Annotated in this window: 17 protein-coding genes; 8 read left to right on the top strand and 9 right to left on the bottom strand. The window is 62.9% G+C overall.

The features are described from left to right. Nucleotides 1-118 precede the first annotated feature (118 nt). From dxr to ABX74_RS10980, 5 genes are all read left to right on the top strand, one after another. Nucleotides 119-1,276: a 1-deoxy-D-xylulose-5-phosphate reductoisomerase gene (gene dxr / locus ABX74_RS10960; RefSeq protein WP_020969350.1), complete on the top strand. Its 1,158-nt coding sequence runs from the start codon at nucleotides 119-121 to the stop codon at nucleotides 1,274-1,276. Between the two features lie 7 nt (nucleotides 1,277-1,283). Next, on the top strand, nucleotides 1,284-2,504 hold the full coding sequence (locus ABX74_RS10965; RefSeq protein WP_019747995.1) for a M50 family metallopeptidase: 1,221 nt from the start codon (nucleotides 1,284-1,286) through the stop codon (nucleotides 2,502-2,504). Between the two features lie 87 nt (nucleotides 2,505-2,591). After that, nucleotides 2,592-3,749, top strand: a complete 1,158-nt coding sequence (ispG, locus tag ABX74_RS10970; RefSeq protein WP_007734888.1) for a flavodoxin-dependent (E)-4-hydroxy-3-methylbut-2-enyl-diphosphate synthase — start codon at nucleotides 2,592-2,594, stop codon at nucleotides 3,747-3,749. A 111-nt stretch (nucleotides 3,750-3,860) separates the two neighbouring features. Next, complete coding sequence (locus ABX74_RS10975) at nucleotides 3,861-4,697, top strand: GNAT family N-acetyltransferase (protein ID WP_003942692.1); 837 nt, start codon at nucleotides 3,861-3,863, stop codon at nucleotides 4,695-4,697. Between the two features lie 69 nt (nucleotides 4,698-4,766). Further along, a complete protein-coding gene (locus ABX74_RS10980) occupies nucleotides 4,767-6,581 on the top strand; it encodes a penicillin-binding transpeptidase domain-containing protein (RefSeq protein ID WP_020907378.1) in 1,815 nt (604 codons plus the stop codon). A gap of 4 nt (nucleotides 6,582-6,585) precedes the next feature. On the opposite strand, the gene ABX74_RS10985 is transcribed toward ABX74_RS10980, so the two are convergent. Next, nucleotides 6,586-7,395 (bottom strand): LuxR C-terminal-related transcriptional regulator, encoded by an 810-nt coding sequence (locus ABX74_RS10985; RefSeq protein ID WP_046378400.1) that lies wholly within the window; start codon nucleotides 7,393-7,395, stop codon nucleotides 6,586-6,588. 178 nt (nucleotides 7,396-7,573) lie between these two features. Here ABX74_RS10985 and ABX74_RS10990 point away from each other — a divergent pair, with 178 nt between their 5' ends. Continuing rightward, a complete protein-coding gene (locus tag ABX74_RS10990) occupies nucleotides 7,574-9,196 on the top strand; it encodes an AMP-binding protein (protein WP_046378401.1) in 1,623 nt (540 codons plus the stop codon). Nucleotides 9,197-9,253: 57 nt separating this feature from the next. On the opposite strand, the gene ABX74_RS10995 is transcribed toward ABX74_RS10990, so the two are convergent. From ABX74_RS10995 to ABX74_RS11020, 6 genes are read right to left on the bottom strand one after another with little or no spacing between them, the layout of a single operon-like run. Further along, nucleotides 9,254-10,039, bottom strand: coding sequence for an ABC transporter permease (locus ABX74_RS10995; RefSeq protein ID WP_019747999.1), 786 nt, complete (start codon nucleotides 10,037-10,039; stop codon nucleotides 9,254-9,256). After that, nucleotides 10,014-10,916: a 2-aminoethylphosphonate ABC transporter permease subunit gene (locus tag ABX74_RS11000; RefSeq protein WP_020907381.1), complete on the bottom strand. Its 903-nt coding sequence runs from the start codon at nucleotides 10,914-10,916 to the stop codon at nucleotides 10,014-10,016. Before ABX74_RS11000 ends, ABX74_RS10995 begins: the two co-directional genes overlap by 26 nt. Beyond that, nucleotides 10,913-12,088 (bottom strand): ABC transporter ATP-binding protein, encoded by a 1,176-nt coding sequence (locus ABX74_RS11005; protein ID WP_020907382.1) that lies wholly within the window; start codon nucleotides 12,086-12,088, stop codon nucleotides 10,913-10,915. The genes ABX74_RS11000 and ABX74_RS11005 overlap by 4 nt, the downstream gene beginning before the upstream one ends. 2 nt (nucleotides 12,089-12,090) lie before the next feature. Continuing rightward, nucleotides 12,091-13,140 carry a 2-aminoethylphosphonate ABC transporter substrate-binding protein gene (locus ABX74_RS11010; protein WP_020969356.1) on the bottom strand — a complete coding sequence of 350 codons (1,050 nt, stop codon included), beginning with the start codon at nucleotides 13,138-13,140 and terminating at the stop codon, nucleotides 12,091-12,093. A gap of 25 nt (nucleotides 13,141-13,165) precedes the next feature. Beyond that, a complete protein-coding gene (locus ABX74_RS11015) occupies nucleotides 13,166-13,843 on the bottom strand; it encodes a phosphonatase-like hydrolase (RefSeq protein WP_019748003.1) in 678 nt (225 codons plus the stop codon). A 25-nt stretch (nucleotides 13,844-13,868) separates the two neighbouring features. Further along, nucleotides 13,869-14,996 (bottom strand): TIGR03364 family FAD-dependent oxidoreductase, encoded by a 1,128-nt coding sequence (locus ABX74_RS11020; protein ID WP_047888827.1) that lies wholly within the window; start codon nucleotides 14,994-14,996, stop codon nucleotides 13,869-13,871. A 96-nt stretch (nucleotides 14,997-15,092) separates the two neighbouring features. Between ABX74_RS11020 and ABX74_RS11025 the strand changes: the two genes are divergently transcribed. After that, nucleotides 15,093-15,836 (top strand): GntR family transcriptional regulator, encoded by a 744-nt coding sequence (locus ABX74_RS11025; protein WP_020907385.1) that lies wholly within the window; start codon nucleotides 15,093-15,095, stop codon nucleotides 15,834-15,836. A 102-nt stretch (nucleotides 15,837-15,938) separates the two neighbouring features. After that, nucleotides 15,939-16,781, top strand: a complete 843-nt coding sequence (locus ABX74_RS11030; RefSeq protein ID WP_020969358.1) for an SDR family NAD(P)-dependent oxidoreductase — start codon at nucleotides 15,939-15,941, stop codon at nucleotides 16,779-16,781. Between the two features lie 23 nt (nucleotides 16,782-16,804). On the opposite strand, the gene ABX74_RS11035 is transcribed toward ABX74_RS11030, so the two are convergent. Together ABX74_RS11035 and ABX74_RS11040 are read right to left on the bottom strand one after the other, a co-directional pair. Further along, nucleotides 16,805-17,932 carry an FAD-dependent oxidoreductase gene (locus ABX74_RS11035; RefSeq protein WP_046378404.1) on the bottom strand — a complete coding sequence of 376 codons (1,128 nt, stop codon included), beginning with the start codon at nucleotides 17,930-17,932 and terminating at the stop codon, nucleotides 16,805-16,807. 9 nt (nucleotides 17,933-17,941) lie between these two features. Then, a complete protein-coding gene (locus ABX74_RS11040; RefSeq protein ID WP_020969360.1) occupies nucleotides 17,942-18,628 on the bottom strand; it encodes a TetR/AcrR family transcriptional regulator C-terminal domain-containing protein in 687 nt (228 codons plus the stop codon). Nucleotides 18,629-18,758 lie beyond the last annotated feature (130 nt).

Raw genomic sequence — 18,758 nt, forward strand, 5'->3', positions numbered from 1 at the left:
TCGATCCTCCTGCTCATTCGGTTGCACTACTGCCCAATATGGTGACATACGACTGCCTGTCGTACGTAGTTGGGCGTCGATAAGGTTGTTCTCAGGTGTTATCAGGAACAATGGGCGAGTGCAGGAAACCACACGTACCCGCGTCCTCCTCCTCGGCAGTACCGGTTCGATCGGTACCCAAGCGCTGGAGGTCATCGCAGCCAACCCCGATCGTTTCGAAGTAGTCGGTCTCGCAGCGGGCGGCAACAACGTCGAGTTGTTGGGCGAACAGATTCGTGCAACCGGCGTCACGGACGTCGCCGTCGCCGATCCTGCTGCGGCATCGGCGCTGGAATCGGTAACCGCCCGTTCGGGACCGAGCGCCGTGACGGAACTGGTTCGGGACAGCGGTGCCGATGTTGTCCTCAATGCACTCGTCGGTTCGTTGGGACTCGAACCGACTCTGGCGGCGCTGAACTCGGGAGCGCGCCTGGCGCTGGCGAACAAGGAATCGCTTGTCGCCGGCGGAGCGCTGGTGACCAAAGCCGCCGCACCCGGTCAGATCGTGCCGGTCGACTCGGAGCATTCGGCGCTTGCCCAGTGTCTACGTGGTGGAACAGGCGACGAAGTGGCTCGGTTGGTTCTCACCGCTTCGGGTGGGCCGTTCCGTGGCTGGAGCGCCGAGGATCTCGAAAGTGTGAATCCAGCTCAGGCAAAAGCGCACCCCACCTGGTCGATGGGGCCCATGAACACCCTCAATTCGGCAACTCTGGTCAACAAGGGCCTCGAGCTGATCGAGACGAACCTGCTGTTCGGGATCGACTACGACCGCATCGACGTCACCGTGCATCCGCAGTCGATCGTGCATTCCATGGTCACCTTCTTCGACGGGTCGACGCTGGCACAGGCAAGCCCGCCGGACATGAAGCTCCCGATCGCTCTCGCTCTCGGCTGGCCGGACCGCATCGAAGGTGCTGCGTCGGCATGCGACTTCACCACCGCCTCCACCTGGGAATTCGAGCCGCTCGATTCGTCGGTGTTCCCCGCCGTCGATCTGGCGCGAAGCGCGGGTAAATCCGGCGGTTGCTTCACGGCGATCTACAACGCGGCCAACGAAGTGGCGGCTCAGGCATTCCTCGACGGTGTCATTTCCTTCCCGGCGATCGTCCGCACAGTGGCCGCTGTTCTCGACGATGCAGGTCAATGGTCCGCGGAACCAGTTACCGTGGACGACGTTCTGGCCGCAGACGGCTGGGCACGAACACGAGCGCGTCAGCTCGTGAAGCAGGAGGGCTAGAGCTTTCATGGTTTTCGCACTGGGCGTAGTGCTGTTTGCCCTCGGCATCGGCGTGTCCATCGCCCTGCACGAAGCCGGCCACATGTGGACGGCCAAGGCTTTGGGAATGAAGGTTCGCCGCTACTACATCGGCTTCGGACCGAAGATCTTCTCGTTCCGTCGAGGTGAGACCGAGTACGGCCTCAAGGCGCTGCCGCTCGGTGGATTCTGCGACATCGCCGGCATGACGGCTCTAGACGAGATGACACCCGAAGAAGAGCCGCACGCGATGTACAAGAAGGCGGCGTGGAAGCGCGTCGTCGTCATGTCCGGCGGTATCGCGATGAACTTCATTCTCGGCTTTGCGCTGCTCTACGGGCTGGCTCTCGGCTGGGGCCTGCCGGATCGCAGCGGCGATACGTTGGCAAAGGTGGGAAGTCTGTCGTGCGTCGCACCGACGCAGACCGAAGACGGAACTCTGGCGACGTGCTCCGGTGACGGTCCGGCGCAACGGGCTGGGTTGGAGCCGTCGGATGTCATCACAGCCGTTGATGGGCAACCGGTGTCGACATCGGCCGATGTGGTGGCCAAATTGCAGCCTGTCACCGGTACTGCAGTGCTCAGCGTCGAACGCGACGGGCAGGATCTAACGATTCCAGTCGTCGTAGAACAGGCACAGCGGTGGGTGACGGATCCGGCAACAGGTGATTTGCGTTCGGCGACAGTGGGCGCGGTCGGAATGAGCCTGGGTACCGTGTCTCCACCCCTGCTCCAGTTCAACGCTTTCAGCGCAGTTCCGGGCACCCTGAGTTTCACCGGCTTCACTCTGGTCGAATCGGTCAAGGCCATGGCTGATCTGCCGGCAAAGGTCGGTGCGTTGTGGGAATCGGTGACAGGCGGCGAACGCGCCCAGGACACACCTATCAGCGTGGTTGGTGCCAGCGTTATCGGCGGTGAAGCGGCGGACCGTGCACAGTGGGCGACGTTCGTCGGACTGCTCGCATCGATCAACTTCTTCCTCGGTGTTTTCAACATCCTGCCGCTGTTGCCGCTCGACGGCGGTCACATCGCGGTGGTCTTCTACGAGAAGATCCGCGATTGGTTCCGCGCTCGCCGCGGCTTGATTCCCGGCGGCCCGGTCGACTACACGAGACTCCTTCCGATTACTTACGTATTCATCGTGATCGGTGGCGCGTTCATGTTGCTGACACTCACGGCTGACATCGTCAATCCGATCAAGATCTTCTGACCGTGTGAGCATGGCGACGGTTGCCGCGCGGTAGTGCGGCGATCGCCCGGCTAAACTTGCAGTGAAGCTATGAAAGAAGGCACAGACGTGACCATCCCTATCGGACTGGGAATGCCCTCGGCACCCGCAGCGATTCTTGCTCCTCGACGCAAGACACGGCAGCTGCAGGTCGGCACGGTAGGTGTGGGCAGCGATTTCCCCATCTCGGTGCAGTCCATGTGCACCACGAAGACGCACGACGTCAATGCAACGCTCCAGCAGATCGCGGAACTGACCGCGTCCGGTTGCGACATCGTCCGTGTCGCCTGCCCGCGTCAGGAAGACGCGGACGCGTTGTCGATCATTGCGAAGAAGAGCCAGATTCCGGTTATCGCCGACATCCACTTCCAGCCGCGCTACATCTTCGCGGCAATCGATGCGGGATGCGCTGCGGTGCGCGTCAATCCGGGCAACATCAAGGAATTCGACGGCCGTGTCAAAGAGGTGGCCAAGGCTGCCGGTGATGCAGGCATTCCGATCCGTATCGGTGTCAACGCGGGATCGCTCGATCCTCGGTTGATGGAGAAGTACGGCAAGGCGACGCCCGAAGCGTTGGTCGAGTCCGCGCTGTGGGAGGCCGGGTTGTTCGAAGAGCACGGCTTCGGTGACATCAAGATCTCCGTCAAGCACAACGATCCGGTGATCATGGTCGAGGCTTACCGCCAACTCGCCGCCAAGTGCGACTACCCGTTGCACCTCGGCGTCACGGAGGCAGGGCCGGCGTTTCAGGGCACGATCAAGTCCGCGGTCGCCTTCGGTGCGCTGCTCGCGGAGGGTATCGGCGACACCATCCGGGTTTCGCTCTCGGCCCCGCCGGCCGAAGAAATCAAGGTCGGTAACCAGATTCTGCAGTCTCTGAACCTGCGTCCCCGCAAGCTCGAGATCGTGTCATGCCCCTCGTGTGGCCGTGCACAGGTCGATGTCTACACACTTGCCGACGAGGTCTCTGCCGGCCTCGAAGGCATGGAGATCCCGCTGCGCGTGGCAGTCATGGGTTGCGTCGTGAACGGACCGGGTGAAGCACGTGAGGCTGACCTCGGTGTGGCGTCCGGCAACGGCAAGGGCCAGATCTTCGTCAAGGGCAAGGTCATCAAGACGGTGCCCGAGGCGCAGATCGTCGAGACTTTGATCGAAGAAGCGATGAAAATCGCCGAAAGCATGGAGGGTGACGCTTCGGAGGGTGCGCCGGTCGTCACCGTGAGTTGAGTGATTGCCGGATGAATCTTCCCCGTCGGTGTCAGGTTCGTGGCAATCTGAGTGCATCATGATCGGGTAGTGATATTCGTGGACGCGCAGTCGAGTCGAGGGGGTTGACGGATGCTCAAACTCCTCGGAGCCAAGCAGGTCGGAAGTCGAGATCTCGAAGACGTCCGACGGGTACTCGACGCCGATCCGGTGGCCGCCTGCATGATTGCCGCGCGCGTCGAAGAATGCGGTGTCGACCCACGAATGATTCACGGCGAGCTGTGGAGTCGAGGCGGGCCGTTGTCCTCGCTGTGCTTTGCCGGGGCAAATCTGGTTCCACTTCGAGGCGATCCGGATGACATTCGGGCATTCGCTGACCGCGCCTGTCGGATTCCGCGCATGTGCTCGTCGGTGGTCGGTCGCGCCGAATTGGCGTTGCCGCTGTGGGAGATGCTCGAGCTCGATTGGGGAACTGCGCGGGAGGTTCGCCCCGAACAGCCGTTGCTCGCGGTATCCGAGCCGCTGGCATGCCCGTCGGACCCACTGGTGCGGCAGGTTCGCTCGGACGAACTCGAGATCTATCTGCCTGCCGCGATCGCGATGTTCATCGAAGAGGTTGGCGTCGATCCGCGTGCAAACGACGGTGGGCGCGGATATCGACATCGTGTGGCAAGCCTGATCGCCGCTGGTCGAGCGTGGGCGCATATCGAGGACGGCCAGGTCGTCTTCAAGGCGGAGGTCGGTTCGATGTCTGCTCGCTGTGGCCAGATTCAGGGCGTGTGGGTCAACCCGGAATTTCGTGGGCAGGGCTTCGGCGTGACCGGTACAGCGGCTGTAGCGGAGTCGATCATGGCGACCGGTCGCATTGCGAGCCTGTACGTCAACAGCTTCAATACGATTGCGCGGTCGACCTATTCGCGGGTGGGGTTCCGGCAGGTCGCGACCTTCTCGACGGTGCTGCTCGACTGAGCGTCCAAGCTGCGTGCAATGGTCGCGCCTACGCTGGGTGGAGCATTTGTCGCCCTACTATGGGGCTCGATGAACACTCGGCATTTCTCTCGTAGTCGCTCGGCCCAACTGTTGGCCTCCTGCACCGTGATCTTTTTGGCGGTGGGGATCAGTTCGTGTACTCCGAAACCCGCTGGCCCCGAGCCCGTCGCGCAGCAGTTCCTGAGTGCGTTCGGTGACAGGGACATCGACGAGGCAGCAAAAATGACGGACCGGCCTGATTCCGCGGGTCCTGTATTGAGTGACACCTGGGATGCGCTTCAGGCGGAGTCGATGACTGCCGAGACCACGTCGGTGAAGATGAACGGTGACACTGCGACGGTCGGCTACACCTACGAGTGGCACCTGCCGAAAGACCGCGTCTGGACGTACGACGGCGAGCTGCAGATGGGACGCAAGGACGGCGACTGGTCCGTCCGTTGGAGTTCGACGGACGTTCATCCGCGCCTCGGTGACAAGCAGACGATGTCGTTGCGGGCAACCGCGGCGCCGCGAGCGCGGGTCAACGAGCATTCGGGGACCGACGTCCTGGTGCCGGGAATCGTCTACCGAGTGAAGTTCGATCGCTCCAAGAGCAACGACATCATCGGTTCCGCGAACAGTCTCGCAAGTGTTCTCGGGCGGTTCGATGCGTCGCTGACCGGTCAGTCGATCGCCGAATCCTCGACGGCCGTCAAGGGTGACTATCTGGTGACGCGGCTGCGCAGTGACGACTACGACCAAGTTTCGGCGCAGTTGGGTGCGATATCGGGAGTATCGGTATCGGACGAATCGGATCTCGTGTCGACCGACCCGGAGTTCGCGCCTGACCTTCTCGGGCAGATCAAGAAGACGATCATCGACGAGGTCGACGGCAAAGCCGGCTGGAGTGTCGTCACGGTCAACCAGAACGGCGTCGACACCGACGTGTTGACCGAGACTGCGCCACAACCGGTTCCGTCGTTCAGTATCAGTCTGGACCGCAACATCCAGATCGCTGCTCAGCGCGCGGTGAACGTGAACAAGGATCAGGCGATGATGGTGGTGATCGAACCGTCGAGTGGCGCGATCCTGGCCGTCGCGCAGAACAAGGCAGCTGACCGCGACGGGCCGGTCGCGACGATGGGTCAGTACCCGCCTGGTTCGACCTTCAAGATCATCACGGCAGGTGCGGCAATTTCGACCGGTCAGGCGACCCCCGACACGATGGTGCCATGCCCGGGCCGAATCGAGATCGGCGAGCGCAGCGTCCCCAACTACAACGAGTTCGCACTCGGCACGGTGCCGATGGCAACGGCCTTCGCGCGTTCGTGCAACACGTCCTTCGCCAAGTTGGCCAGCGAGATGCAGGCAGACACGTTGACCACTGCCGCAGCGCAGTTCGGCATCGGCCAGGACTACAACGTGGTGGGATTGCCGATCGATTCCGGTTCGGTGCCGCCGGCGTCGGACCTCGTCCAGCGGACCGAAGACGGGTTCGGTCAGGGCAAGGTCGTGGTCAGTCCGTTCGGAATGGCGATGGCAGCTGCGACGGTCGCGAACGGTTCGACTCCGGTGCCGCAACTGATTTCGGGGCGCGAAACCACCATCGACGGTGAGCGTCCGGCGATCACGCCGGCCATGGTCGACGGTCTGCGCGGCATGATGCGACTCGTGGTCACGAGCGGTACCGCAGAACGCGTCGAAGATCAGGGTGAGGTGTACGGCAAGACCGGTGAAGCCGAGGTCGACGGGGGATCGCATGCGTGGTTCGTCGGCTATCGCGGCAACCTGGCCTTCGCCACTCTGGTTGTGCGGGGCGGAAGTTCGGACAACGCCGTCGCAGTCACCCGCGACATGCTCACCGCCCTGCCGGAAGGCTACTGACCCCTCAGGGGAGCAGTCCCAACCTGCGGGCGGTCACCACGGCTTCGTGGCGTGAGCTCGCGTCCAGCTTTCCCATCGCGCTTCGCAGATAGCTCTTGACTGTTTCAGGTCGAAGAGAAAGCCGTTGGCCGGCTTCGATGTTGGTGCAGCCGAGTGCGACTTGCGAGAGAACGTCCACTTCACGCGGGGTGAGCGCGACGTCGGATTCGGCGTCGGCGGTAGGGCGCAGCAGGTTGGCCAAACGCTGGGAAAGTCCGCGGAGCTTGGTCTGCAAGTCGGTGTCGGTCACGGTCTGGGCGACACTGCGTAGTTCGGCGTGGACTCCGCGGATCTCTTCCGAAGACATACCGTCGGCGGTGGTCGCGGCGGCGGCCTGAAGTAGTTGCAGGCGACGATCGACCTCGTCGCGGATGGCGAACTCCATCCCGAGACGCCGGGATGCGCTGACCATGACGTCTGCTGTGCGATCGCCGAGGGGAGCGGAATCACGGATCGCGGCGTAGAGGACAGCGCGCGATTTGCCGGACACCATGACCGGAACGGCGATGATCGAATGCAGGCCCTCGCTGAGAACAGGCCGGTCGAAATGATGAGTGATGGACTGCGAATTGCCGTAATCGTTGACGGTGATCGGTGAACCCTGGGCGACGACGCGTCCGCCCATGCCCGAGCGTGGCGGGATGGCCAAGCCCTTGAGATTGTTGGTGCGGGTGCCGACGAATTCGCTCAGGTGCAGGGTTCCGTCCTGGACCTCGCCTCCGAACAGCACGGGAACAACGCCCTGAGCTGCAATTGTTCGGAGTTCACCTCGCATAGCGTCCCCGTCGCGGGGACGCAGAAGTGACGAAGCATGTCGATTCACGCAGGTACCCCTTTCTGGGGGTAGTGAAGTTCTCTTGTGAGCTAGATCATAGGGGGTGAACAGTACGTATGACGAGCCGCCAACGTAACCGGTCGGGCCAACCATACGACGATCGATAAGGAGCAAGTTGATGAGCACCGATCCCACCGCACGGGTGCGCGAGCTGCTGGACCAGTACGACACCCCGCATGCCAGCGCCGCAGAATTGCTCTGCGATCGGCATCCCGCGGATGGCGTTGCATTCACCGTCGTCGAGGCAGACCTTAGCTCGGTGGATCTCACTTACGGTCATCTACGTGAGCAGTCCGCGCGTTTCGCGGCAGCTCTGGCCGACCTCGGAGTCGAGCCGGGTGACAACGTCGCGACCTTGATGGGCAAGTCTGCGGACCTCGTGGTCGCACTCCTCGGAATCTGGCGCCGCGGCGCGGTCCACGTGCCCTTGTTCACGGCGTTCGCTTCGCCGGCCATCGCTTTTCGCTTGACTGCCAGTGGCGCGAAGGTGGTCATTTCCGACGCCAATCAGCTCGACAAGCTCGCGCCGGGTGAGGACATCCCCGCCGACGCAGCGTGGCAGGTCATCGTCGCGGGCGGCGCGGCCGGTGACGAGTTGGACTTCGATGCACTTGTCGCAGCTCAGGATGCCGAAGATCCGAGGGGCGCTGCGCAGGCAGTCGGCGGCAACGCACCGATGGTGCAGTTGTTCACCAGTGGCACCACGGGAACACCCAAGGGCGTGCCGGTTCCGGTGCGCGCGCTCGCGTCGTTCCACGCCTACCAGGAGTTCGGCCTCGACGTCCGTCAGGACGACGTGTTCTGGAACGCCGCAGACCCGGGCTGGGCGTACGGGCTGTACTACGCGTTGCTCGGTCCGCTTGCCGCCGGCACGCGAAGCATTCTGCTGCACGCCGGATTCTCCGCGCCGCTGACGTGGCAGATCATCGAGAAGTTCGGTGTCACCAATTTTGCCGCTGCTCCGACCGTGTACCGCAGTCTGCGTGCCGACAAGGCGCCCGTTCCGGAAGGCATCTCGCTGCGCCGCGCGTCCTCGGCCGGTGAGCCCTTGACTCCGGATGTTGTTGCGTGGTCGAAGAACTCGTTGGGCGTCGAGGTTCGTGATCACTACGGCCAGACCGAGCACGGCATGTTCATCGTCAACGCCTGGGCCGACGGACTCCGCGAGGACGTCCGTCCCGGATCCATGGGTCGTCCGTTGCCGGGCTGGTCTGCCGCTGTGCTGGAGGACAATTCGGATGACATCGCACCGGCTCGCACTCAGGGACGCGTGGCGATCGATACTCACAACAGCCCGTTGATGTGGTTCACCGGATACGTCGATGCGCCGGAGAAGACGAAGCAGCGATTCAGCGAAGACGGTCGCTGGTACATCACCGGTGACGCCGGAATGACGGACGAGGACGGATTCTTCTTCTTCTCCTCGCGCGACGACGACGTCATCATCATGGCGGGCTACCGCATCGGTCCCTTCGACGTCGAGAGCGTGCTGGTCATGCACGAGCACGTCATCGAGGCGGCAGTGGTGGGCATGCCCGACGAGTTGCGCGGTGAGGTCCTCGAAGCGTTCGTCGTACTTCGCGAAGGTGTCGACGGTGACGACGAACTCGAGAAGGAACTGCAAACCCTGGTGAAGAAGAAGTTTGCAGCGCACGCGTACCCACGCACGGTGCACTTTGTTCCGAACCTGCCCAAGACCCCGAGTGGCAAGGTTCAGCGGTACATCCTGAGGAAGGGCTAAACCCCTTGCTGTGCGCCTTTATTAACCGCGGGCGGTTAATAAAGGCGCACAGCAAGGTCAGCGCCGACGGATTCTGCCAACCACCATGAGGGCGATCAGGGTAACTGCAAGCAGCAGTGTCGTATTTGCTGCGGCAAGAAATACCTGGCCGCGGTCGGTGAGTCCGAAGATACTGACCGGCAAGGTCTTCCATGTCGCCGGGTAGACCATGACCGTTGCGCCCAGCTCACCCATCGACAGTGCGATGGAAAGCCCGGCGGCCGCACCCAACGCTGGGAGCAGCAGCGGTAGCGTCACCCGCGTCAGCACCCGCACTGGGCCGGCGCCGAGTGATTCGGCAGCTTGACGGTAGGCGGGATCGAGCCGTTCGAGCGCGGCCGATACGGAACTGAAGGCAAAGGCAAGCACCAAAACCGTGTGAGCGAGGATCACGATCCATTTGGTGCCGCCGAGCAGTAGTGGGCGCTCGTTGAAAGTGATGAGCAGACCCAAGCCGATCGCGACCGACGGAACTGCAATCGGTAAATGGAATACGGCATCGGTGATGCGCCGCAGCCACATCGGTGCCTCACGAGAGGCCAGCGCTGCCCACGTTCCGACGATCAATGCCAGTGCTCCCGAGATGAACGCAGTCTGCAAACTGACGATCAGGCTGGCGAAGTTCTCGTCGGACAGCGCCGTGGAGAAGTTCTTGCCGCCGAGATTCGACGGAAGTGGACCGGTCCACGATCCGGCCAAAGCAGCCGCTACGACAGTGGCGATGGGCGCGACGAAAACCACCGCGACGACCAGGGTGAAGAATCCGAGTACGAGAGCCCTAGAGCTTCGTGTCCACAGCAGCACGGCTGCCTCCCATCAATCTGTTGAAGGTGAATCGGTAGAGGCAGTACAGGCCGAGTGAGAGTGCGACCTGGACCGTCGCGATCACTGCCGCGCCGGGCAAGTCGAAGGTGACAATGCCGCGGGTGTAGATGAGGACCGGAAGAGTTACGACGTCTTTTGCTCCGGTGAAGAGCACAATGCCGAATTCATTCAGTGTCATCAGAAGTACGAGTGATCCACCGGCCAGGAGGGCTGGCCACGCTTCCGGCATCACCACCTGCCGCAGAACTCGGACGGGTGACGCGCCGAGGCTGGCTGCAACGTCGAGCTGTTCACGCGGAATCTGGGTGAACGCGGCCAACAGTGGACGCACGACAAAGGGTGTGAAGAAGGTGATTTCGGCCGCGATGACTCCGAACGGAGTGTTCAGGAAGTTCAGCGGGCCGCTCGCGTCGCCGGTGATGCGGATGATCAAGGCGTTGACGGCGCCGGCCGTGCCGTACAGAAACGTGAACGCCAGCGTGATCAGGAATGACGGCAGGGCGAGCACCGTGTCGATCAATCGCCCCACCACCTTGGATCCGGCGAATGGAACGAAGGCAAGCACCAAGGCGAGGAAGGTTCCCAGGATCAGGCACCCCAGGGTCGACGCCACGGCGATCTGGATGGTCCGCCAGAGTGCGGTCCTGAACAGTTCCGAACCGAGCACGGAGGACCACGTGGACAACCCGGTGCCGCTTCCGGTGCTCAGCGATTCCGTGAGGACACGCGCAGTGGGGTAGACAGCAAACACGAGGACTAGAAGCAGTGGCGGTAGCGTCCACCCGATCCGGCGCCACGGGATCGGGTCTTTGTGCTGGGGCACAGCGGTTTCGGGGCGTTCCAAGGTTGTCGTCATGGGTGGCGATCCGCCGGAACCAGGACACTGCCGTCCGTGGGCAAGACGACGCCCACTTCGGTGTCGACCGGTCGTTCGTCGTGCCCTGGAACATCCGCGTCGACGCGGACGTCGTCGAGGCCACGGACAGCCAGCGTCAGACGCGTCGTGGAACCGCGCCAGACGCTCGAGACGATGCGCGCCGGGAATGATCCTCGTGCGCCGACGCCGGTTACGCCTACCGCGTGTGGACGAACACACAGGTAGGCGTCCATGTCGGACTCCCATTCGATGTGCCCGATCTCGGGCTGCGGGGCGTGAGCGGTGAACGGCGTGCCACCGATCGAGACCAGTGCGGAGGTGCCGATGACGCGTGTGACGGTGCAGGGCAGCAGGTTCGCACCCCCGAGGAAGGCCGCGGTGAAGCTGGACGGCGGGCGTTTCCACAAGGCCTCGGCGGTGTCGATGTCCGCGAGTCTGGCGTTGCGCATCACTGCGATTCGGTCTGCGAGCGCCAGGGCTTCACTCTGATCGTGCGTCACATAGAGCATGGCTGTGTCAGGTAGTGCGGCGCGCAGTCTCGCCAGTTCGCCGAGCATGCTCTCGCGAAGTTGCGCATCCAGGGCGGCCAGTGGTTCGTCGAGGAGGAGTACTCCAGGGCGAATTGCCAAGGCTCGGGCGATTGCGATTCGCTGCTGTTGACCGCCGGAAAGCTCACGGGGAAGGCGCTTTCCGTACGCCGACATCCCGACCATGTCGAGGGCTTCGGCTACGCGAGGGCCGATCTCCGAGCGCGGCACGCGATGGGCTCGGAGTCCGAAGGCTACGTTCTCGGAAACTCGCATGTGCGGGAAAAGAGCGTACGACTGAACGACGACGCCGATACCGCGTTGTGCGGGAGGCAGATTGGTGACGTCTCGGGTGCCGAGCTTGACGGAACCGGACGTGGGGCGGACAAATCCCGCGAGGGCCTTCAGGGCGGTCGACTTGCCGGATCCACTGGGCCCCAGCAGTGCCACAGTTTCACCCGGTGCCACTCGCAGATTGAAATCGACGAGTGCATGGGTTGCGGTCTTCCCGCGGCCGTAGGCGACGTTGACGCGATCGAAGGTGATGGCCGGAGCGGAATGTTCGATCGCTCCGTGAACACCGACGGTCTCGGGGAGCGTCCGCCCCAGTCTGGTTCTTGCCATGATCAGCTCCCGGTGGCTTTCTGGTAAGCGGCGATGTCGGCGTCGAGCGAGCTGAGGACGTCGTTCCAGTTCGGGGTCCACACGTTGACGCCCTGCAGAACTCCCGAAGGCGTGTTCTTGTCGGTCGATTCACCGGCACTGCTTCGGACGTCCTCGCGGACCGATACGCCGAGTGCATCGGTGGCGACGGTCTTCTGGGATTCTTCGGAGAGCAGGAACTCCATCAACTTCTTGGCTTGTTCGCTGCTCGGTGCGCTCTTGGCGAGGCCCATCACGTAGGGCAGTGCAATCGTGGTGCGAGTGCCGTCGGCTCCCGCGGGGAAGAAGATGTCGAACTTCGAGCCGTCGTCGGCGATGGAGGCGAGGTTCATCTGGACGTCACCGTTGGCGACCAGGAGTTCTCCGTTGCTGACCTTGGGCTGGAGCTTTCCGGTGGAGGACGAGGGACCGACGTTGTTGGCCTGGAGCTTTCCGAGGTAGTCGAGTGCGCCCTCCTTGCCCATCAGATGCTGGAGCAGCAACAACACCGCGGTACCGTCGCCGGCCTGGCCGGGCGTGGAGTACTGCAACTTGCCCTTGAACTGATCAGTGAGCAGATCGTCCCAAGATTGTGGGGCGGGTGACGCAGTCGGATTGGCGATGAACGAGAGGTAATTCTCGACGACGGGTACGTATTTGCCGGCGTCGTCCTTCTCGTCCGCGGGAACGGCGGAGGTGTCGATTCCGCTGGGCTCGAGCAGACCTTGGGCGTCGGCCTTCTGGATGAACGGCGGCAGCGTGATGATCACGTCCGCCTGTGGGTTGGACTGTTCTTTCTCGACCCGCGAGACGACCTCGCCGGATCCGGCTTCCACGAGGTTGACGGCGATACCGGTCTGCGCGGTGAAGGCGTCGAATCTTCCCTTGTACCAACCGGACAGACCGTCGGCGCTGTAGACGGTGACGGTCTCGGTATCTGATCCGGCAGCAGTGCCGGTGCCACCGCAGGCAGTGGTGAACGAAAGGACGGACACGGCGAGAGCGGCCGCAGCGATGCTCGGGCGTAGACGCATGACGATTCCTTTTTCGGAGGTGAGATCAGGAGTGGGTGAGGAGTTCGGCGAACTCCGTCACGGACGGGACGATGTGGGTGGCTCCGGCGTCGCGAAGCTGTTGCTCGTCGTGTGCGCCGGTCAGAGTTCCGGCGACGATGGATGCGCCGGAGCGAATGCCGCTGAGCACGTCGTTGGACGTGTCGCCGAGTACGGCGATCTGGTGGACGTCGTCGATCGAAAGTTTGAGCAGGGCAGTCAGAATCAGGTCCGGGTACGGTCGACCGCGACCGGCCTCGGCGGGGGAGAGGGTGAGATCGGCGAGGGTTTCCCAGCCGAGTGCGACGAGGAGTTTGTCCTGCGTCGATCGGCTGAAACCGGTGGTCAAGGCAACTTTGATGCCGGCCTCGCGCAGTGTGGTGATCGCCTTCTCCGCGCCAGGGATCGGCTCGGCCAGGCCCTGGTCGATGAGGGAATCGTAAGTGGTTTCGAAGGCGGCGTTCGCGGCCTGGGCGCGGTTCTCGTCACCGAAGATCGCCCGGAACACGACGATCTTCGACTGGCCCATGGTGTCGAGGACGTACTGGCGAGCGGCGTCGGCTTCCGGGCCTTCGGCAGGCAGTCCGCCGGCTTCGGCAGCGGCGGCGAACGCGCGAAGAACCAGTCCGTCGTCGGCGACGGTGGTGCCGGCCATGTCGAGAACGGCAAGGGTGATGGGAGACATGAGAAGTCTTTCTTGTCGGAAGGATTCAGAGACCGAGCTGGTCGGCGGTTTGTTCCGCCAATGCCGGGCCGAGCGTCATGCCGCGGCCACCGGGACCGGCAACCACCCAGACGTTGTCGGCGGCTTGTGCGCGGTGAACAAGTTGTGAGGGGTCGAGGCACTGGCTGTAGACGCCCGCCCATCGCTTGACGATGGGCGGAAGATCGCGTCCCAGAAGTGTTTCCACGACTCCGGACAGATGGCGATAGGGCGCCTCGTCGACGTCGAAGTCGAAGGGCTCCTCGTATTCGTGGGTGTCACCGATGGTCAGACCGCCGTGCAAGCGCTGCACGCACAGGAGCTGCATGCGGTGCTCCTCGGCAGTCGGTTCCTGTGGCTGCACCGTGCGAAGGTGATCGAGGGCAGATCCGGCGAAACCGGGGTAGTAGCGGAAGCTGTCACCGTCAGCGATTGCGGTGGTGAGCTTTTCGCCGAGTGGGGCGCTCTGCATCATCTGCAGGCGCACACGTCGCAACGGGAGATCGCCGGCGAGATCGCGGGCCAATCCGCCGAGTGTTGCTCCGGGGCAGACGATCACGAGATCGGCGTCGAAGTTGCGACCGTGGTCGTCGCGGACATGTACGCCGGAGGTTTTCGTCGTGATCTCGCGGGCTTCCGTTCCGGCGTGGAAGGTGTAACGGCCGGTGGATTCGAGGTAAGAACGGATGGCGGGGAGCGCTTGCCGTGACTCGACAGCGGCGTCCAGGGTGCAGTGCAGTCCGCCGAGAAACTTGCCCCGGAGCGCGGGGTTGACGACGCGAACGGCGTCGGGATCGAGAAGTGCGAACCCTCGGTTGTCGGCGTCCGGCCGAGCGAACGCTTCCTGCGCGACCGCGACCTCCTCCTCGGTGCGCATGAGGGTGATGGAGCCGGCCGGGCGGTATCCGACGCCGGGGACACGGGCGGCAAGGTCCGCCCACAGCTCGCGCGAACGCAGCGCGGCTTCGAGTTCGTGCGGAGCACGCCCGGATACCCAGACCAATCCGAAGTTCCGTACCGTTGCACCGCGGGCTTCGGGCTCGCGTTCGAGATGGATGACGTCGTGTCCCCGGCGGATTGCCTCGTCGGCGTGCGCCGTTCCGAGGATTCCTCCGCCCACAATCAAAATTCGCATGTAGAGATAGTGACGTTTGGTCTAGACCAATAGGGGGAATCGAGACGAACTCCAGGTTAACAATTGGTATAGACCGAATTCTTGTACGCTTGCGCCATGAATCAGCAGACGTCCACCGGGCCGGGGACCTCGAGCGTCGTGATCGAACCGGAGCTGAAGTACTACCGGGTGCGCACCGAGATCGAGACCATTCTCAGTGGGCTCGAGGAGGGCGACGCAGTCCCGTCCGAGCGGGAATTGGCGGCACGGTTCACTGTCGCTCGCGAGACGGTCCGTCAAGCGCTTCGTGATCTGCTTGTCGAAGGACGGATCGAGCGGAGGGGGCGGGGCACTGTCGTCGCGAGTCCGAAGTTGGTTCAGCCGCTCTCGATTCGTTCTTATACCGAAGGCGCACTGAGTGCTGGGCGAGTGCCCAGTCGTAAGGTTGTGACGTTCGAACGAATGTCGGCCGACGACGGTCTCGCCACGGAGTTGGGTATCGAGGTGGGCGACAGCGTCGTTCATCTCGAGCGTGTCCTCTTTGCCGACGGCGAGAAGATCGGACTCGAATCAACCTTCCTGCCGGACAGCAGGTTCGGTGAGATGCTCGACGCTTTCGACGCGACGACATCGCTCTACGCGGCCATTCGCTCGATCGGCGTGGTCTTCGCCTCCGCAACCGAACGGATCGAGACGGTACTTGCCTCACCGCGGGAGGCAACCCTCGTCGAGTCCACCACCTCGATGCCGATGCTTCTACTGCACCGCACGTCTGTCGACCCGGATGGTGTGCCGATCGAGCGGGTTCGCTCGCTTTACCGCGGCGACCGCATTGCCTTCTTGACGACTCTTCGCGAGTAGGAGGGGCGTCGAGGGGGTCTGCTGTTACCGGGAACGATAGGCACTCCCAGGCCCGTGGAATCTGTTCTGTACTGGACTCCATCAAACGGGAGGACAGTGAACATGGGTGACAAGAAGGTCTGGTTCGTAACCGGCGCAGGCCGGGGCATGGGAGTCGACATTGCGCAGGCGGCTCTTGCCGGCGGGCACGCGGTGGTGGCAACGGGGCGTGATGCGGACCGTGTTTCTGCAGCGATCGGTGAGCATGACGACCTGTTGGTGATTGCCTTGGACATCACCGACGAACAAGCCGCATATGCTGCGGTGGACACGGCAGTTGCACGATTCGGTGGAATCGATGTGCTGGTGAACAACGCCGGAAACTTCTACGCCGGGTTCTTCGAGGTTGTCAGTCCGGCGCAACTTCGCGCTCAGATGGAGACCAACTTTTTCGGGCCGATCAATGTGACACGGGCGGTGTTGCCGGTGATGCGTAGGCAACGGAGTGGACATGTCGTGACTGTCAGTTCGCTTGCGGGCCTGGTTGGTCAGGAGTTTTGCGCAGCCTACGCCGCGTCGAAATTTGCGCTGGAGGGCTGGATGGAATCATTGCGATTCGACGTCGAACCGTACGGGATCGGGACGACGATCGTGGAGCCGGGATTCTTCCGGACCGAACTGCTTGTCGAGGGTGCGTCGTCGATCTGGCCTGAATTGTCGATAGACGATTACGACGCCCGGACTGGCAAGACCGTCGAAGCGTGGAAGAGCATGAACGGTGCCCAGGGTGGGGATCCGGTGAAACTTGCCGCGGCACTTGTGGCACTTGTCGATTCGCCGCTACCCCCGCGTCGGTGGGTCGCCGGCGCCGATGCACTGTCCGTGGTCGAGCAGAAAGCCCACCAACTGCTCGATGAAGTCGAAGCCCACCGTGGTTTGTCTTCGTCGCTTGCCCTCGAGGCATGACGACCTGATCCGAATTCGTCAGGTCACGGTTGTGAGTTGAACATGTCCAGGAGCCCCTGGGGTGCGTTCTCGCCGAAGCACATGTCCAGACCGTCAGCCGACTGTTGTGCCGATGCGGCGCTGCGTGGGAAGAGTCGTTCTTCGTAGGCAGCAAGTCCTTCCTCCGTGCCGCTATGTGACGCGATCGCCTCGCCGAGTTCGGCGCCGTCGAGCATTGCCAGGTTCGCGCCCTCTCCGGCAAACGGCGACATGACATGCGCTGCGTCCCCGAGCAGAGTGACCCCGGGAGTACGGCTCCAACTGTGCCCGATGGGAAGAGCATGGATGGGGCGAGGGGTCAGCGAGCTGTCCGCTTCGACGATCAGTGACCGCAGCGACTCGTCCCAGTCCGAGAAGTGTTCCAGCAGAATCTTCTTCGCAATATGATCGTCGGAGAAGTCGACACTCGCTGACCAGTTCTCGGGAACTCGCAGGGCGGCATAGATGTGCAGACTGTTGTCGGTCTCACGGTGGGCAAGGAAGCCCTTGTCGGCACTGAGCGCGAACATCATTCCGCCGCCGACTGTTTCAGCGGCCTTCGCGTGCTGGTTGTCGGCGTCGTGAAGGTCGAACTCCACGAAAGATACTCCGGTATAGGCAGGAGTGGCGTTTGAAACCAGTGGGCGAATTTTCGACCACGCGCCGTCGGCGCCGACCAGGAGATCGGTGGTGAAGTGGGTGCCATCCACGAGGTGGACTTCATGCCGACCGTCCGGCAACGGATGGGCACTGCGGACCTTTGCTCCCCAGCGGATTGTTTCTTTCGGAATTGAGCTGAGCAGTAGGTCACGCAGCTGGCCGCGGTCGATTTCCGGGCGGTCGCCGTCTCCGGTGTCCTGCTCGCTCAGGTGCACGACGGCATTTCGATCGAGGACGCGTGTCTCTTCGCCGCCTTGATGAACGAGTGCGCGGAACTCGTCGTAGAGGCCTGCGGCACGAAGCGCGATCTGGCCCGAGTCTTCGTGGATGTCGAGCATCCCGCCTTGGGTCCGAGCTGTTGGTCCGGATTCGAAATCGAATACCGCCGAATCGATTCCGCGGAGATGGAGGACTCGGGCGAGGGTGAGGCCGCCGAGGCCGGCGCCGATGATTGCGATGGGGTAGTGGTTCATGGTGGGTTCCTAAGAAGTGAGTGGGGTGTTCTCGATGCCCGTGATGAGCGTGCGGAATCCCCAGGAGAGGCGCGCGGTGGGTTCACCGGCAAGTAGAGCTGTTGCATGGCCTGCGACGAGTGGGTGCGTCTGCGGGTTTGCGTTCCGGATTGCGTCGGTCAACGCGCTCCATTGGGCATCCGAGTCGGCGGAATTGTTCGGCGCCGAGTGTTCGGCAGCAGTGGACGTCGCGTACTGCAGCAGCAAGTCCACGCCCCACGCGGCTTGACCCGAAGGGACTTCGCCTTCGTCGAGCAATGCCAGCAGGCGCTCGAGCAGGCGTACGTAGTGAACTCCGCTGGGCCGGGAAACGAGAGCCGACTGGGCAAGGCCGGGATGATCGAACAGTATGGCCGTGTAGGACGTCAGCACCCGTTCGAGGCGCGCTTGCCAAGTGCCGGAGGAATTTTCGGCGAGGTCCACGACTCCGAGCAGTTCGTCCAGAACGGCGGCGTGCAATTCGGCGGTATTTTGAACGTACACGTACAGCGACGCCGGCCCGGTGTCGAGTTCGAGGGCGAGTCGACGCATGGTCAACTTCTGCAACCCCTCCGACCGCAAGATTTCCACCGCGGTACTGACGATGCCCTCGCGTGTCAGAGCGGGTTTGGCCGGACGATTGCGTCGGCTCGATGGACTTGCTGGCTGGTTCGGCATGTTTTCACCGTACACGAACATGTTCGTAACGAACATGTTTGTTGAGTCACGTGAAGATGTCATGAATCACATGCTGATGTGAATGGGCTACATGCCCGTACCGCCGGAGAGCATTGCGATCGTCAGCAGG

The sequence above is a fragment of the Rhodococcus sp. ARP2 genome (genome assembly GCF_001029585.1).
In the GTDB taxonomy this organism is placed as follows: domain Bacteria; phylum Actinomycetota; class Actinomycetes; order Mycobacteriales; family Mycobacteriaceae; genus Rhodococcus_F; species Rhodococcus_F erythropolis.

Bases quoted from the DNA above. Each gene is read 5' to 3' on its own strand.
- ABX74_RS10965 (WP_019747995.1), top strand. From the start codon at position 1,284: ATGGTTTTCGCACTGGGCGTAGTGCTGTTTGCCCTCGGCATCGGCGTG.
- ABX74_RS10975 (WP_003942692.1), top strand. From the start codon at position 3,861: ATGCTCAAACTCCTCGGAGCCAAGCAGGTCGGAAGTCGAGATCTCGAA.
- ABX74_RS10980 (WP_020907378.1), top strand. From the start codon at position 4,767: ATGAACACTCGGCATTTCTCTCGTAGTCGCTCGGCCCAACTGTTGGCC.
- ABX74_RS10985 (WP_046378400.1), bottom strand. From the start codon at position 7,395: ATGCGAGGTGAACTCCGAACAATTGCAGCTCAGGGCGTTGTTCCCGTG.
- ABX74_RS10990 (WP_046378401.1), top strand. From the start codon at position 7,574: ATGAGCACCGATCCCACCGCACGGGTGCGCGAGCTGCTGGACCAGTAC.
- ABX74_RS11000 (WP_020907381.1), bottom strand. From the start codon at position 10,916: ATGACGACAACCTTGGAACGCCCCGAAACCGCTGTGCCCCAGCACAAA.
- ABX74_RS11005 (WP_020907382.1), bottom strand. From the start codon at position 12,088: ATGGCAAGAACCAGACTGGGGCGGACGCTCCCCGAGACCGTCGGTGTT.
- ABX74_RS11010 (WP_020969356.1), bottom strand. From the start codon at position 13,140: ATGCGTCTACGCCCGAGCATCGCTGCGGCCGCTCTCGCCGTGTCCGTC.
- ABX74_RS11015 (WP_019748003.1), bottom strand. From the start codon at position 13,843: ATGTCTCCCATCACCCTTGCCGTTCTCGACATGGCCGGCACCACCGTC.
- ABX74_RS11020 (WP_047888827.1), bottom strand. From the start codon at position 14,996: ATGCGAATTTTGATTGTGGGCGGAGGAATCCTCGGAACGGCGCACGCC.
- ABX74_RS11025 (WP_020907385.1), top strand. From the start codon at position 15,093: ATGAATCAGCAGACGTCCACCGGGCCGGGGACCTCGAGCGTCGTGATC.
- ABX74_RS11030 (WP_020969358.1), top strand. From the start codon at position 15,939: ATGGGTGACAAGAAGGTCTGGTTCGTAACCGGCGCAGGCCGGGGCATG.
- ABX74_RS11035 (WP_046378404.1), bottom strand. From the start codon at position 17,932: ATGAACCACTACCCCATCGCAATCATCGGCGCCGGCCTCGGCGGCCTC.
- ABX74_RS11040 (WP_020969360.1), bottom strand. From the start codon at position 18,628: ATGCCGAACCAGCCAGCAAGTCCATCGAGCCGACGCAATCGTCCGGCC.